Below are 13,772 nucleotides of genomic sequence, written 5' to 3'. Positions count from 1 at the left end.
AATGTCACGAAGAATTTTGCCTTGAAACGGGCATTCTCGTGCTGCACTGCACAATAGTGCGGCAGGCTTTGCTTTTGAAACGACCAGGCAATGTCGAGACAGCCTTTGCGGCATGTTCGCGATTGACGCGCGCAAAGAATTGGCGGCTCAATCCGAAGAGGTTCGGTGCGTTCCATTGTCGGCGCGGACTGATCCGGAAGCGCGGGATTCCGGGGCGGGAGGGGCTGATGTGGTGGGATGGCCGGGTTTCCATTCCGTCATGAAATCGCTATGAAGCCGGGGCAAGCAAGCCTGCGCCCTGCCGATTCTGGCGTGGCCATTCTCATTCACGGACCAGTCCATGCGTTTGTCGCGCTATTTCCTGCCTATCCTCAAAGAAAATCCGCGCGAGGCCGAAATCGTCTCGCATCGGTTGATGCTGCGCGCCGGCATGATCCGCCAGCAGGGGCAGGGCAGTTTTTCCTGGCTGCCGTTGGGCAAGCGGGTGCTGGACAAGGTCTGCAAGATCATCCGCGAGGAACAGAACCGCGCCGGCGCGCTGGAGATCCTGATGCCGACCATCCAGTCGGCCGATCTTTGGCGCGAGAGCGGCCGTTACAACGACTACGGCAAGGAGATGCTGCGCATCAAGGACCGTCAGGACCGCGACATGCTCTACGGACCGACCAACGAGGAAATGGTCACCGAGATTTTTCGCGCCTACGTCAAGTCCTACAAGGACCTGCCGCTCAACCTCTACCATATTCAGTGGAAGTTCCGTGACGAGGTGCGGCCGCGCTTCGGCGTGATGCGTTCGCGCGAATTCCTGATGAAGGATGCCTATTCCTTCGATCTCGACTTCGAGGGCGCGCGAGCCGCCTACAACAGGATGTTCGTGTCCTATCTCAGGACGTTCACCCGCATGGGCCTGCAGGCAATCCCGATGCGGGCCGACACCGGGCCGATCGGCGGCGATCTCAGCCACGAATTCATCATCCTGGCCGATACCGGCGAAAGCCAGGTCTTCTGCCATCGCGATTATCTGTCGCTTGCCGTGCCCGGAGCGGAAACCGACTTCGCCAATGACGGCGAGATAGCAGACATCGTCAAGACGTGGACGACGCCCTACGCCGCCACCGACGAGATGCATGACGAGGCGGCCTGGGAGAAGGTCCCGACAGGCGACCAGGTGTCGGCGCGCGGCATCGAGGTCGGCCATATCTTCCACTTCGGCGAGAAATACTCCAAGCCGATGGGCGCCAAGGTGACGGGCCCCGACGGCAAGGATCATTTCGCCTCGGGCGGCTCATACGGCATCGGCCCGTCGCGGCTGGTCGCGGCGATCATCGAGGCGAGCCACGACGAGAACGGCATCATCTGGCCGGACGCGGTGGCGCCGTTCGATATCTGCCTGATCAACATGAAGGCGGGCGACGCCGAGTGCGATCGCGTCTGCGACGAGCTCAACGCTGCCTTCACCGCCGCCGGCAAGGATGTGCTCTACGACGATACGGACCAGCGGCCGGGCGGCAAGTTCGCCACCGCCGACCTGATCGGCCTGCCCTGGCAAGTGATCGTCGGACCGCGCGGCGTGGCCGCCGGCGAGATCGAGATCAAGAATCGCAAGAGCGGCGAGCGCGTGACGCTGCCGATCGCCGACGCGAAAAAACGCTTCGGTGCCCCCGCATGAGCGAGGCGGCGGCAGCGAGATCGGCGGGCGCCGGCCCGTTCTCAATCTTCGAACGCATGGTTGCGTGGCGCTATTTGCGCTCGCGGCGCAAGGAGACGGTGATCTCGGTGATCGCCTCGATCTCCTTTCTCGGCATCATGCTGGGCGTCGCCACGCTGATCGTCGTCATGGCCGTCATGAACGGGTTCCGCGCCGAGCTTCTGACACGCATCCTCGGCGTCAACGGCCATCTGATCGTGCAGCCGCTCGATTCGCCGCTCGAGGACTATGCCCAGGTCGCCAGCCGCATCAACGGCGTGCCCGGGGTCAAATACGCCATTCCGCTGATCGATGGCCAGGTGCTGGCGCAAGGCAATGTCGGCGGCGGCACCGGCGCGCTGGTGCGCGGTATCAGGGGTGAAGACCTTGGCAAGATCGCCATCGTGGCCAAAAACATCAAACAGGGTTCGCTCGAAGGCTTCGATACGGGCGACGGCGTCGCCATCGGCAAGCGCATGGCCGAGAATCTCGGCTTGGCGCTCGGCGACACCATCACCCTGATCTCGCCGGACGGGGATGTGACGCCGCTCGGTACCACGCCGCGCATGAAGGGCTACAAGATCGCCGCGATCTTCGAAGTCGGCATGTCGGAATATGACAGCTCCATCGTCTACATGCCGTTCTCCGAGGCGCAGCTCTATTTCAACATGGACGGCCGGGCGCAGACGATCGAAATCTATGTCGACAATCCCGATGATGTCGACGCGCTGAAACCCAAGGTGGAAGAGGCGGCACAACGCCCCATCGACCTCGTCGACTGGCGCCAGCGCAACGAGACCTTCTTTTCTGCCCTGCAGGTCGAGCGCAACGTGATGTTCATGATCCTGACGCTGATCGTGCTGGTGGCGGCGCTCAACATCATTTCCGGACTGATCATGCTGGTGAAGGACAAGGGGCATGACATCGCCATCCTGCGCACCATGGGCGCCTCGCGCGGCGCCATCCTGCGCATCTTCCTGATGACGGGAGCGGCGATCGGCGTGACGGGCACGCTCGCCGGCGTGCTGCTCGGCGTGGTGATCTGCACCAACATCGAATCGATCCGCCAATTCTTCTCCTGGATGACCGGCAAGGTGCTGTTCAATCCGGAGCTGTATTTCCTCAGCCAGTTGCCGGCGAAGATGGATCCGCGCGAGACGACCTATGTCATCATCATGGCGCTGGCGCTGTCCTTCCTGGCAACGGTGTTTCCAGCGTGGCGGGCGGCCCGCCTCGATCCGGTCGAAGCCTTGAGGTACGAGTAGTGGCCGAGGTCATTATCGAGCTGAAGAGCGTCGAGCGGCACTATGTCCAGGGGCCGCGCAAGCTCACCATCCTGAACGGCGCCGACTTCTCGCTAAGGCGCGGCGAGATGGTGGCGCTGGTGGCGCCGTCGGGCACCGGCAAGTCGACGCTGCTGCACACGGCCGGGCTGCTGGAACGGCCGGACGCCGGAGACGTGATCCTGTCCGGACGCGCCTGCGGCCGGCTGTCAGACGACGAGCGCACCTCGATCCGCCGCAACGATGTCGGCTTCGTCTACCAGTTCCATCATTTGCTGCCGGAGTTTTCGGCGCTGGAGAACATCATGATGCCGCAGCTCATCAAGGGGCTGCCGCGCAAGGAAGCGGGCGAGCGCGCCGCGCAACTGCTCGATTACATGCAGATCGGCAAGCGGGCGTCGCACCGGCCATCCGAGCTGTCCGGCGGCGAGCAGCAGCGAGTCGCCATTGCGCGTGCGGTTGCCAATGCGCCGCTGGTGCTACTCGCCGACGAGCCGACCGGCAACCTCGACCCGGTCACCGCCTCTTATGTGTTCGAGGCGCTGGAGGCGCTGGTGCGGCAGTCGGGACTCGCCGCGCTGATCGCCACGCATAACCATGAGCTGGCATCGCGCATGGACCGGCGTGTCACGCTCGCCGACGGCAAGGTGGTGCCGCTCTAAGGAATGGTTTCGCCCGGGGTGTACCGTGCGGAGATGGCTTAGAATCGCCAGTGAGCGTTCATTGCGATCAGCGTGGACGATATCGCGCTTGTCGCCAGAATGAGCAGCCAAACTACAAAATTACGAGAGAGGAGTCGCCGGCGGCCCTGTCGCATGCGCTTTCGTCAGCGGTCACCTTGATTTGCGCCTCCGTATTTCCCCATATTCATCGCTCAGCAGTACCTCAGCCCAAGAACTATCGTCTCGGCCAAACTTTAATACAAGCGCGCGCTAATCCTGATCCTCCAGGACTGGAAGCCTACGCCGCCGCGCTTTCAACCGGGCCTCAGGCGAGCGATTAACCTTTCGCTAACCGTGCAAAATTCCCCGCCTGTCGCCATATCTCCTAGCGATTGACATTGGAACAAAATTAGAACAAATTGGAAACATATCCACAACAGGAGAGAGTTATGACCGATCTGGTTCAGGATGTCATCTCGCTGGTTTGCATGAGCGCGTTTCTTGTTTCCATGGCGATCTGGATCGGAGCCATGTGAGCTGGCGGCATCCGCCATCGCTGTTCCCGATGGCCATAGCCGCTCCGCCGTTAAGCTTTTCTTGCCGCCGCGACGTTAGGGTGCGCCTCCAGGCAGGAGCAACGTCCAGTGTCGCCCATCGTCACGGCCATTCTCGTGGCCAGCAATCTCGGGCTGATCTTTCTCTTGATGACCGTGCCGCTTGGTTTGCGCACGGTCCGGTCCAGCCGCATCGTGGCAATGGACCGGCAGCGCCTGTGGCAGGCGCTGTGGCCGCTTGGCAGCGATGCCGGCTGGTCCGGCGAGATCCTGTCGGCGCAGCCGCTGGACGAGGAGGGCGTGGCTCGCATCATGCTGTCGTGGGAAGGCCGCGACGGCAAGCCGATCGAGCGCAGGGCGCGGTTCGAAGATGTTGTCGAGGGCAGCCGCTTCTCGATGCGGGTGATCGAGGACACCGCGCTCGATGGCTCGTTCTGGAAGGACTATGGCGAGACCGCCGAACTGGTTTCGCAGGGCAGCGGCACACGCGTGACGCTCAGCCGGACCGACCGGTATCGCGGCGTCGCCTTTCTGGTGTTCCGTTACTTCGCCATGCGCCGCGAGCTCTCCAAGCTGCAGCGTTGGGCAAGGACCGGGCAGTACCGCAAGGGCGGCTGGTTCGAGCATCCGCTGAGCCAAGTCGGCTTTGCAGTGCTGTCGGCATTGATGCTGTGGCCGTTTTTCGGCCTTCATCTCGGCGGGCTGGCGTTGGCCGCGATCCTGACGTCGGTGGTGGCGCTGCACGAACTCGGCCACATGGCTGCGTTCCGGCTGACGGGCCATCGCAGGGCGCGGATGATCTTCATCCCGCTGCTTGGCGGCATCGCCATTGGCGGCCGGCCCTATAACAGCCGTTTCGAAGTGGCCTTCGTGGCGTTGATGGGGGCGGGGTTCTCCGCCTTCCTGGTGCCGATCGTCATTGCCGCCAGCGTGCTTGCCGGCAACGAGGGTCACAAGGCCGCAGCCGCGCTGCTGGCGGCGCTTGCAGGCTGCGTGGCCCTGTTCAACATCGCCAATCTGGTGCCGGTGTGGAAATTCGACGGCGGCCAGGTGCTGCGCCAGATCTGCCCGGGGCCGGTCGTCCTGGCGCTGGCGTCCTTCTCGCTGCTTTCGGCCTTTCTGGCGCTCGGCTGGCGGGCTGGTTTTTCCTCCGGCTTCCTGCTCGCGGCCGGTGCGGTCTTTTCGATCCTCAGCCTGCTCACCGTCGGCAGCGGGGTGAAGCCACGTCACGAACTGGAGCCGATCGGCACCGGCGACCGTTTCGTGATCGCAGGGGCCTTGCTGGCGGTGTTCGCCATCCATGGCTGCGGCGTGTTGTGGGCGTCAGGGCAACTGATCTGAAGCACCGTCAGCCGGTCTTGCGGGCCGCTTCGGCGGGCAAGGCCTCGGCAGGACCGAACACATCCTCGAACGCGGATTTCAGCGCGAGATCAAGGTCGGCCATCGTCAGGGGAAGGCCGAGGTCGACGAGGCTGGTGACGCCGTGGCCCGAGACACCGCAAGGAACAATGCCGCCGAAATGGGCGAGGTCCGGCTCGACATTGATGGCGATGCCGTGGAAGCTCACCCAGCGACGCAGCCGGATGCCGATTGCCGCGATCTTGTCCTCGCCCAATGAGCCGTCCGGCAAAGCAGGGCGATCGGGCCGCACCACCCAGACGCCGACCCGGTCCTCGCGGCGCTCGCCGCGCACGTTGAAGGCGGCGAGCGTACCGATGATCCATTGTTCGAGCGCCGCGACGAAGGCGCGCACGTCCTCGCGCCGGCGCTTCAGGTCGAGCATGACATAGGCGACCCGCTGGCCGGGTCCGTGATAGGTGTATTCGCCGCCGCGTCCGGCCGCGAAGACCGGAAAGCGGTCAGGCTCGATCAGGTCCTCGATGCGGGCGCTGGTGCCTGCGGTATAGAGCGGCGGATGTTCGACCAGCCAGACCATTTCGCCGGCAGCTCCGCTGCGGATTGCGTCCGCACGCGCTTCCATGAAGGCCAGCGCATCAGGATAGGCGGTAAGGCCGGGCTCGACCAGCCATTCGACCGGCGCCGAACCGGGCAAGGGCAGGAACGACGTGGCGATCTGGCTGCGTTCTGTCATGGCATGTCGCTTTGCTTATGCATGTCGTGGTCCCAAAACCGCCTTGCACTTTTGGGCGACATGCCTTTGGCCTCCATATGGCGATATCGGGCGCAAACGTCCAGTTCCGGATGCTCGTTGCAATCCTGTGGAACGTTATGCCAATTGCCTGACATTATTGCTCGCGACGCACTTGTTTCGCCGGAAACGATTTGCTACACGCCGCGAGCCGGTCGGTTCCGGCTCCTACCACGTGCGGTCGTGGCGGAATTGGTAGACGCGCAGCGTTGAGGTCGCTGTGGGGCAACCCGTGGAAGTTCGAGTCTTCTCGACCGCACCATTGGCAAAATCGGTAAGTAGCTGATTTTAAAATAAAATAGGCGGCTTTGCCGCCTTTTTTATTGACAGTTTGGCCAGATTTGCACTACAAATTGCACTGCACGTTACATCATCGGCAATCATGCCGGGTGTTCGATATGGCCAAGAAAATACCGTCCTCTTCAAGCTCGCCAGACCCTGATCGATATCTAAAAAAACGCGCATCGAGATGGCATTACGTCCGACGTGTCCCGGCCCACGTCGCGGGCTTCGATCCGCGCGGAACAATCCAGGTTTCACTGAAAACCTCCTCCCACGAAGTCGCCCGCATCAAGCGCGATGCCTTCGAGAAGGCCGACGATCTCTATTGGTCGGGACTCGCCGACGGACATCAGGCCGAATCCGTCGTGTCCGCTTACAATGCCGCGAGAACCCGTGCCCTGGCCCTTGGTTTCGAATACCTGTCATCCGCGAACCTTGCCGCCAGCCGTTCGCTGGACGAGATCCTGCGACGCGTCGAAAAAGCGAAAGGCTCAGGCGGGCGAGAGGCGCCCGCACTTCTTGGCGCGCATGAGAGGCCGGCGCTTACCGTCCGGGAAGCCACGGAGTATTATTTCAACACTATGGCCGCCGACGAGGCGCGGGGCATGAGCGAATACCAATTCGCGTCCTGGAAAAAGGTGAAGAGATATGCGGCGGAAAGCTTCATATCGGTCGTCGACAACAAGCCACTTCTTGAGATCACACGGGCCGATGCCCAGAGGTATTACGAATTCTGGCTCGACCGCGTGAAAGGCTCCAAAGGCGGGAAGCGCATGTCCTCAAACACCGCAAATCGTAGTTTCGGCAATATGCGGAAACTGTTCAAAACCTACGTGAACTGGCTCGCGCTCGATATCCGGAACCCTTTTGACGGTCTGTCGTTTCGCAACCGCAAAAGCGACCGGCGTGTGGTTCCTCCGTTCGAAGCCGAGTGGATAAAGACCAAGTTCCTTGTGCCTGGCGCGTTTGGCCGTCTCAACGATGATGCCCGGCTCATTTTCCTCGCCTTGATCGAGACCGGCTGCCGGCCCTCCGAGATCTGCAATCTGAGACCAGAGAACATAAGGCTCAATCATCCGGTCCCCCATCTCGCCATCCGGTTTCAGCCGGACCGCCTGATCAAGACAGAGTCGAGCATTCGCGAAATTCCGCTTCTTGGTGTCTCGCTCGAAGCCATGAAGCGCGCGCCAAAGGGATTCCCTCGTTACAGTGACAAAGAGACCAACCTTTCGGCAACCCTCATGAAGGGCCTCAGATCGGCAAAGCTGTTGCCCTCTGAGGAGCACAGTGTCTATTCGATCCGCCATTCTTTCGAAAAGCGAATGCAGGAAGCGGGGCTGGATTACGATTTGAGGTGCCGGCTGATGGGACACGCCAATGACCGGCCGCAATACGGGGACGGCGGTTCGTTGGAATGGCGGCGCGATCAGCTCAAGAAAATCGTCCTACCCTTCGATCCTGCGATCCTTGCATAGGCGGACGACTAAATCCGACCCTTGGCAGCACGCAGGCGATCTGCCCGGGACGCCAATTGCTCTCGCTCGTGCTCCAGGCGCTCGAAAATCGGCCAATAGCTTTCGCCTTCTGGCCGTGTCTCGATCAAATGGGCAACATAGGCGAGGGCCTTTTCGACCCGTGGAAGAAAAAGGACTTTTGCATCACTGCGTTTCCGATCTCCCCAGCAGTCCTCCACCTGGTCACTGGTATGAGATTGAAAGCCGATGTCGACAGGCCGAGCGGCATCTGAGGCAAGGCGACCCTCATTCTCAACACGGTTTCTCCAACGGCGAGGGCCGCGGCGTTCGTTTGTTGCGGCTCCGGTAGGCTCGCTGTTTCGAGAATGATCTATTTCCAATTTGGGCATCGTGCAGTCCGCGAAATTTGACGTGCGGGCGCTGGCCTGCTCGCGGACAGGAGGATGCTTCGGCAAGGTGCTTGTTGGAAGTTTTCGATCTGACCGATCACACAAAAGGATGCTGCGGCGTAAGAACGGGCTGGGAAGTCCGAAAGGGTATGGTTTCTTCACGGTCGATGCCGAATTTACGGGGGCGGCGCGAAGATGAGCGGCATATTGCGCGATATTCGCTTGAGTTCGGTTCACGAGAGCCCGGCCGGCTTTGGCGGATGCGCCCAGATATGGGTATTTACGGCCATCTATTGGGTGCCGGCTGAGGCATAGGTAAGATTGCTATAGCTCACATTGTTCGCTATTATGAGTTATAGAAAGGCGCTCTATAGCTCATGGCATGGAATTGGGAGCAGGCCGACTGGCCGCATTTTACCTACGACAAGATGGCATTGGACCCGCTGGAAAGCGAGTTCCTATTGCGATCGGGCGAGTTCCTCGGCGTCTTTCGTCACGTCGGTTCCGAGGATCGCGATCAGATCCGCATCGAGCTTATCAGCGAAGAGGCTTTGAAGACATCCGCCATCGAAGGAGAATATCTCAACCGCGAGAGCCTGCAATCGTCCTTACGCCAGCAACTTGGGCTTGGAGCTGAAAACAGACGCATTCCGCCAGCGGAGCGAGGCGTCTCCGAAATGATGGCCGATGTGTACTTGCATTTTGCGGAACCGCTTTCTCATCGCACCCTCTACGCCTGGCACAAGATGGTGATGTCGGCCGAACGGCGCATTGAGACTATCGGCAATTACCGCCAGCATGCCGATCCGATGCAGATCGTCTCCAATCGGCTGGACAAGCCCAAAGTGCATTTCGAGGCGCCGCCCTCATCGCGCGTGAAGGCCGAAATGGATGCTTTTACCATCTGGTTCAACAATACTGCGCCCAAAGGCAAGGCTCCGCTTCCCGCGCTGACGCGCGCCGGTATCGCGCATCTCTATTTTGAGAGCATCCATCCGTTCGAAGACGGCAACGGCCGCATAGGGCGTGCCCTTTGCGAAAAGGCGCTGGCGCAAAATCTGGGCGAGCCGAGCCTAATCACGCTGGCCTATACAATCGAGCGTCATCGCAAGGCCTACTACGACAGCCTGGAAGCCAGCAACAAGAGCAACGCGATTACCGACTGGCTGCTCTACTTCGCCAACACGATCCTTGAAGCGCAGCGCGTAACGCTTGCTCGTGTCGAATTCTCCGTCGCCAAGGCCAAGTTCTACGAGCGCCATCGGGGTCAGTTCAACGAGCGCCAGGAGAAGGTGATCGATCGAATGTTCCGTGAAGGTATCGATGGCTTCAAGGGTGGTCTCAGCGCCGAGAATTACATCGCCGTCACCCAGGCGTCGCGCGCCACGGCGACAAGGGACCTGCAGGATCTGGTTGCCAAGGGTGCGCTGACAAGAGCTGGTGAACTCCGACACACACGTTACACGCTGAATATTCGCGACGATCGTGCGTGAATTCCATCAGCGAACCAAGGGACAGGCTGTTAAACAGCCGGTCTCAATATTGGTGAGTGGCGGGCTACCAAGCAGGAGGTCGTGAAATGGGTTACCCGCGATCGGAAGCCTAGGAAAAGAGATGGCGCTGCCATTCTCGCGGTCAGGTCACGGCTCAAGCCGGTAGACATCCATTGATATCTGAAAGCTCGCTTGTGGGGGCTATTTACGCCAGAAGGACCGATAGGCCCCTACCGCTGCCCCATCCGCGCGCCTTCCTTCGCCCACTTGCAGGCAATGGACTACCTACGCCGGGGATATGTCTGCCGAGGTCTCAGCGATCATCGGTACGCTCGACATCGTCTTCGGTGAAATCGACCGATAGCTGCGATCGGTCGGGATGGCATGTCCGAACCTGGCGCCTTCGGCTATGAATTCCGCCGCCGCATGAATTCCTCGGTGCCGGCCCCCGGCCGAAAACAGCGACATCGTTGCCTGCGAAACCGCTTGAGCGTCAGGACTGCCCTCCGCGAACCCATGCTCGCGGCAAACGCGATCGAAAAACCTGCTTCAGCAGTTTCATATCGTCCGCATAGGTAATGCCGCTGTCAGAAATGAAAGGGCCTTTCAAGGCTCCTCCCTTTGTCGGGGTGGAAGCACGTTCGTCGCTCACAGCCAGAAGCGTCCTTTGAATTTGCCGCCGATGGGGTGAATTTGCCGCCGATGGGGAGGCATAAGCGCCTTGTCAGGCCATGTTGTGTTCGGTCGAAGCTGAAGAACCCCCGGGGCTGCCATCCGGTCTTGACGCTGAAGGCCGACCTTCACATATTTTTTCGCAGGTCGTCGCCGCTTGTTGGGACGACCATCATCAACCACCGGAAATCGTTCAAGAATTGGAGGTTTCTATGAGCGAGAAAACATTCGAGAGCCCCGTATTCGTGAGAGCCGCGGAAGGTCTCATTCAGGAAATAGCCTGCCTTGAGGATGCCTTCGACTTCCTTGATGAATGGCCTTCGCACCGGCGTGGCGTGATCTACGAGACTGCGAAGCGGGCGTGCTGCCGGGCCTTCGACGGCAGTGTGCCGTTGAAAGTCGCCCGCGACGCGTTCGCTGGCTTTGCCCGTTCGGTGAAAATCCTCGAGGATGTCGCCACGGCGATACCTTGGATGGCCGGCGCGAAAACGGGCCAGACCGGCGGCTTTGCCGCCTGACCGTTCGGAGGGAGGAAAAGATGCTTTCCCAACCTTTCGAAAAGCCCGTTCGCGTTTGGGTCGGGCTTGGTTTTCCGCGGCAGCTCAACTCAGTTGTCGATGCATACCAGTTCGTCACGGATTGGTGTGGCAACAGTCCTGAGCAAAAGGCGGCGATCCGCGCCTGCAAAGCTGCGCTGGCCGGCGACATCGACGCAGAGACCGCGCGCGGTATTCTCGTGCAGTTCGCCAGGAAGAAGGACATCTTGGTAGAAGACGGAATGATCCCGCCAGTCAGAACCACACAGAAACCGTTGCATGTCTAATCAGCAATCGATCTCGGGGCGACGGCCATTTGGCCGCCGCCCCGCATCGCCAGCCGAAGCGCGCTCCAATCCGTGGCGCAGCACAGTCTTCGAGATCGATATCTATCCGCCTGGCATCCCAGCCAGGATCTTTCCGGGCGGACTAAGCAGACTGCCTTTCAAGCCTTGAACGGCTAAATCGCCTAACTAAATCCTAAGATGCCGGAGGCCCATCTCGGGACCGGCATGTCGAACGGATGCAAAAAGCGTCCGACGGCAACCTTATACCCATGTTGCTCAAAGGAGGATGTGGCTATGAGAAACACTTTCGACTTCACCCCCCTGTTCCGGTCGGGCGTTGGCTTCGACCGAATGTTGAACGCGCTTGAGGCCGCGAGCCGTGTAGAGACGGTCGACAACTGGCCTCCCTACGATATCGCCAAAAATGGCGAGGACGACTACCGCATCACCATGGCGGTGGCCGGCTTCTCGCAGGATGAGTTGGACATCACGCAGGAGCAGAACATACTCATGGTGTCCGGCCAGAAGGCGGCGGAGGACAATGCCGAATACCTGCATCACGGCATTGCCGAGAGGGCCTTCCGTAGGCGTTTCGAACTGGCCGATCATGTCACGGTCGTGAACGCCAGTCTGGTCAACGGTCTTCTGACGATCGATCTCAAGCGAGAGATTCCCGAAGAGATGAAGCCGCGCCGGATCGAGATCGGCAGCGCCAAGGCAAAGCCGAAAGCCGAGGCAAAGCAGATCGAGGCCAACAAGCAGGCCGCCTGACGCTGCCCGGTGACCCGACCGGGACAAGGCGCCGGACGGTGTGTCCGGCGCACCGGAAAGCCCATGAACGAACAGAAGGAGATGAACTATGAGTGTCCGTGATCTTATTCCCTGGAGCCGTGGCAATGGCGACCAGCTTCCGAGCGTCTTGCGCGACAGTGATCGCGACCCGTTCCTGTCCTTGCATCGTGAGGTTAACCGGCTGTTCGACGACGTGTTCCGTGGCTTCGATTCCAGCCTGCCGGCCTTTGGCAGGGCTTCTTCCTTCGGCGGCGGCGGCTGGCCGAGCGTCGAGATTTCCGACGGCGAGAAGGAGGTGAAGGTGACCGCCGAGGTACCCGGTCTGGATGAGAAGGACATCGAGGTCCTGCTCGACGACGGCGTGCTGACGCTGAAGGGCGAGAAGCGTTCCCAATCGGAGGACCAGAACAGGCAGTTCTCGGAGCGGTACTACGGCCGATTCGAGCGCCGTATCCCCCTCGGTTACGAGATCGAAGAGGATAAGATCGACGCCCGCTTCAAGAACGGTGTGCTGACGGTGATGCTGCCGAAGACCGCGAAAGCGCAGTCACAGGCCAAGCGCATCGAGATCAAGCACTGAGGCGATTATGCCGGCGGCTGGCCCTAGCCGCCGCCGGCACCGTCCTTAGCGGTCCGTTGCTCGATCGAATGGGCCGCGTTGCAGGCGACCGGCTTGAAGACCTGTGCCATCAGGCAGTCGGCATAGCGCGCGAACAGATAGCGCAGGGTAAGCGAGCGCGTCTGCACCTCCTCGAACTCACGCAGATCGGCGCGGAAGAAGGATCCACCCAGTTGCACTTCCGCCCGCGTTTAGGCCGGGAGATGGCCCTGGCTCACGAGGCCGCCGATGGCGCCGTCATGGCCGGATGGCCTACGACGGCCGGAAGTCTGTCGAGGCGGCGCACAAAATCTTTACGACTTGGGCTCGCAGAGTCGGGCTGATCGAGGATGTCCCCGTGGCGCCGCCTTGGAAGACGGGACCGAAGATCGGCGGCCTAGACCACTCATTGGAAGCTGGTGCTTGAATTCGCTGCGGCGGCCTCCGTACCGCCGCAGCACCGGTCGATAGCGGAAAGAGGCTCGGTACAGAGCTGCCGGAGAGCGACATGGTCTCTGGTCATCTGGAACCACGACGAAGAAATCAAGCTCAATGGCGAAGATCTGCTCATCATGAAGGAAAGCGACGTGATGGGCGTGATCAATCAGACCGCGACGGTGAAGAAGGCCGCCTGACCGGGGCTCCAGTCCAATCCAGTCAATGAAAGCTGCCTAATCAAGGAGTGATCCAATGGCTGCCAGGAAGTCAAATTCCATTCCGACGCCCGCGAGCGCATGCTGCGCGGCGTCAACATCCTCGCCGACGCGGTGAAGGTCACCCTCGGCCCCAAGGGCCGAAAGGTCGTTATCGACAAGTCGTTCGGCTCCCCGCGCATCACCAAGGACGGCGTCACCGTCGCCAAGGAGATCGAGCTCGAGGACAAGTTCGAGAACATGGGCGCGCAGATGGTGCG

At 60.8% G+C, this 13,772-nt stretch carries 13 protein-coding genes, 1 tRNA gene and 2 pseudogenes; 14 read left to right on the top strand and 2 right to left on the bottom strand.

Translation table 11 applies throughout. From position 1 onward, the window contains the following. Nucleotides 1-340 precede the first annotated feature (340 nt). The 4 genes from proS (at nucleotide 341) to LB536_RS28680 (ending at nucleotide 5,527) form a co-directional block, all read left to right on the top strand. Nucleotides 341-1,669, top strand: a complete 1,329-nt coding sequence (proS, locus tag LB536_RS28695; RefSeq protein ID WP_140812713.1) for a proline--tRNA ligase — start codon at nucleotides 341-343, stop codon at nucleotides 1,667-1,669. Further along, nucleotides 1,666-2,952, top strand: a complete 1,287-nt coding sequence (locus LB536_RS28690) for a lipoprotein-releasing ABC transporter permease subunit (protein WP_224598448.1) — start codon at nucleotides 1,666-1,668, stop codon at nucleotides 2,950-2,952. Before proS ends, LB536_RS28690 begins: the two co-directional genes overlap by 4 nt. Next, nucleotides 2,952-3,632 carry an ABC transporter ATP-binding protein gene (locus LB536_RS28685; protein WP_135915676.1) on the top strand — a complete coding sequence of 227 codons (681 nt, stop codon included), beginning with the start codon at nucleotides 2,952-2,954 and terminating at the stop codon, nucleotides 3,630-3,632. The genes LB536_RS28690 and LB536_RS28685 overlap by 1 nt, the downstream gene beginning before the upstream one ends. Before the next feature lie 644 nt (nucleotides 3,633-4,276). After that, the gene (locus LB536_RS28680; protein WP_224598446.1) at nucleotides 4,277-5,527 is read left to right on the top strand and encodes a site-2 protease family protein; all 1,251 of its coding nucleotides are present in this window, start codon (nucleotides 4,277-4,279) and stop codon (nucleotides 5,525-5,527) included. 7 nt (nucleotides 5,528-5,534) lie between these two features. Here LB536_RS28680 and lipB read toward each other — a convergent pair whose 3' ends face one another. Further along, entirely contained in the window at nucleotides 5,535-6,278 is a 744-nt protein-coding gene (lipB, locus tag LB536_RS28675) for a lipoyl(octanoyl) transferase LipB (protein WP_224598442.1), read from the bottom strand. Between the two features lie 234 nt (nucleotides 6,279-6,512). On the opposite strand from lipB, the gene LB536_RS28670 reads away from it, so the two are divergent. From LB536_RS28670 to LB536_RS28635, 8 genes and pseudogenes are all read left to right on the top strand, one after another. After that, a tRNA-Leu gene (locus tag LB536_RS28670) sits at nucleotides 6,513-6,597 on the top strand. A gap of 136 nt (nucleotides 6,598-6,733) precedes the next feature. Further along, a complete protein-coding gene (locus LB536_RS28665; RefSeq protein WP_224598439.1) occupies nucleotides 6,734-8,092 on the top strand; it encodes a DUF6538 domain-containing protein in 1,359 nt (452 codons plus the stop codon). 766 nt (nucleotides 8,093-8,858) lie between these two features. Continuing rightward, nucleotides 8,859-9,974 carry a Fic family protein gene (locus LB536_RS28660; protein WP_140758015.1) on the top strand — a complete coding sequence of 372 codons (1,116 nt, stop codon included), beginning with the start codon at nucleotides 8,859-8,861 and terminating at the stop codon, nucleotides 9,972-9,974. Between the two features lie 213 nt (nucleotides 9,975-10,187). Continuing rightward, nucleotides 10,188-10,338, top strand: a pseudogene (locus LB536_RS28655) (NADH-quinone oxidoreductase subunit D); the annotation flags it as partial. 367 nt (nucleotides 10,339-10,705) lie between these two features. Continuing rightward, nucleotides 10,706-11,164 carry a DUF982 domain-containing protein gene (locus tag LB536_RS28650; protein WP_318013515.1) on the top strand — a complete coding sequence of 153 codons (459 nt, stop codon included), beginning with the start codon at nucleotides 10,706-10,708 and terminating at the stop codon, nucleotides 11,162-11,164. Nucleotides 11,165-11,184: 20 nt separating this feature from the next. Beyond that, nucleotides 11,185-11,469 carry a DUF982 domain-containing protein gene (locus tag LB536_RS28645; RefSeq protein ID WP_140761833.1) on the top strand — a complete coding sequence of 95 codons (285 nt, stop codon included), beginning with the start codon at nucleotides 11,185-11,187 and terminating at the stop codon, nucleotides 11,467-11,469. A gap of 294 nt (nucleotides 11,470-11,763) precedes the next feature. Further along, nucleotides 11,764-12,240, top strand: coding sequence for an Hsp20 family protein (locus LB536_RS28640; protein ID WP_224598435.1), 477 nt, complete (start codon nucleotides 11,764-11,766; stop codon nucleotides 12,238-12,240). An 88-nt stretch (nucleotides 12,241-12,328) separates the two neighbouring features. Continuing rightward, nucleotides 12,329-12,841: an Hsp20/alpha crystallin family protein gene (locus tag LB536_RS28635; protein WP_224598433.1), complete on the top strand. Its 513-nt coding sequence runs from the start codon at nucleotides 12,329-12,331 to the stop codon at nucleotides 12,839-12,841. A 23-nt stretch (nucleotides 12,842-12,864) separates the two neighbouring features. On the opposite strand, the gene LB536_RS28630 is transcribed toward LB536_RS28635, so the two are convergent. Next, on the bottom strand, nucleotides 12,865-13,059 hold the full coding sequence (locus tag LB536_RS28630) for a hypothetical protein (RefSeq protein WP_318013514.1): 195 nt from the start codon (nucleotides 13,057-13,059) through the stop codon (nucleotides 12,865-12,867). Between the two features lie 339 nt (nucleotides 13,060-13,398). Between LB536_RS28630 and LB536_RS28625 the strand changes: the two are divergent. Together LB536_RS28625 and LB536_RS28620 are read left to right on the top strand one after the other, a co-directional pair. Continuing rightward, nucleotides 13,399-13,494, top strand: a pseudogene (locus tag LB536_RS28625) (co-chaperone GroES); the annotation flags it as partial. 99 nt (nucleotides 13,495-13,593) lie between these two features. Beyond that, a partial coding sequence (locus LB536_RS28620; RefSeq protein WP_318013516.1) for a TCP-1/cpn60 chaperonin family protein occupies nucleotides 13,594-13,772 on the top strand: 179 nt, incomplete at its 3' end.

This window comes from Mesorhizobium sp. ES1-3 (assembly GCF_020164795.1).
Taxonomy (GTDB): Bacteria; Pseudomonadota; Alphaproteobacteria; order Rhizobiales; family Rhizobiaceae; genus Mesorhizobium.
Note: the sequence above shows the minus strand (reverse complement) of the source record. Positions and strands in the feature narration are given on the sequence as shown.

Bases quoted from the DNA above. Each gene is read 5' to 3' on its own strand.
- proS (WP_140812713.1), top strand. From the start codon at position 341: ATGCGTTTGTCGCGCTATTTCCTGCCTATCCTCAAAGAAAATCCGCGC.
- LB536_RS28690 (WP_224598448.1), top strand. From the start codon at position 1,666: ATGAGCGAGGCGGCGGCAGCGAGATCGGCGGGCGCCGGCCCGTTCTCA.
- lipB (WP_224598442.1), bottom strand. From the start codon at position 6,278: ATGACAGAACGCAGCCAGATCGCCACGTCGTTCCTGCCCTTGCCCGGT.
- LB536_RS28665 (WP_224598439.1), top strand. From the start codon at position 6,734: ATGGCCAAGAAAATACCGTCCTCTTCAAGCTCGCCAGACCCTGATCGA.
- LB536_RS28660 (WP_140758015.1), top strand. From the start codon at position 8,859: ATGGCATGGAATTGGGAGCAGGCCGACTGGCCGCATTTTACCTACGAC.
- LB536_RS28650 (WP_318013515.1), top strand. From the start codon at position 10,706: ATGTTGTGTTCGGTCGAAGCTGAAGAACCCCCGGGGCTGCCATCCGGT.
- LB536_RS28645 (WP_140761833.1), top strand. From the start codon at position 11,185: ATGCTTTCCCAACCTTTCGAAAAGCCCGTTCGCGTTTGGGTCGGGCTT.
- LB536_RS28640 (WP_224598435.1), top strand. From the start codon at position 11,764: ATGAGAAACACTTTCGACTTCACCCCCCTGTTCCGGTCGGGCGTTGGC.
- LB536_RS28635 (WP_224598433.1), top strand. From the start codon at position 12,329: ATGAGTGTCCGTGATCTTATTCCCTGGAGCCGTGGCAATGGCGACCAG.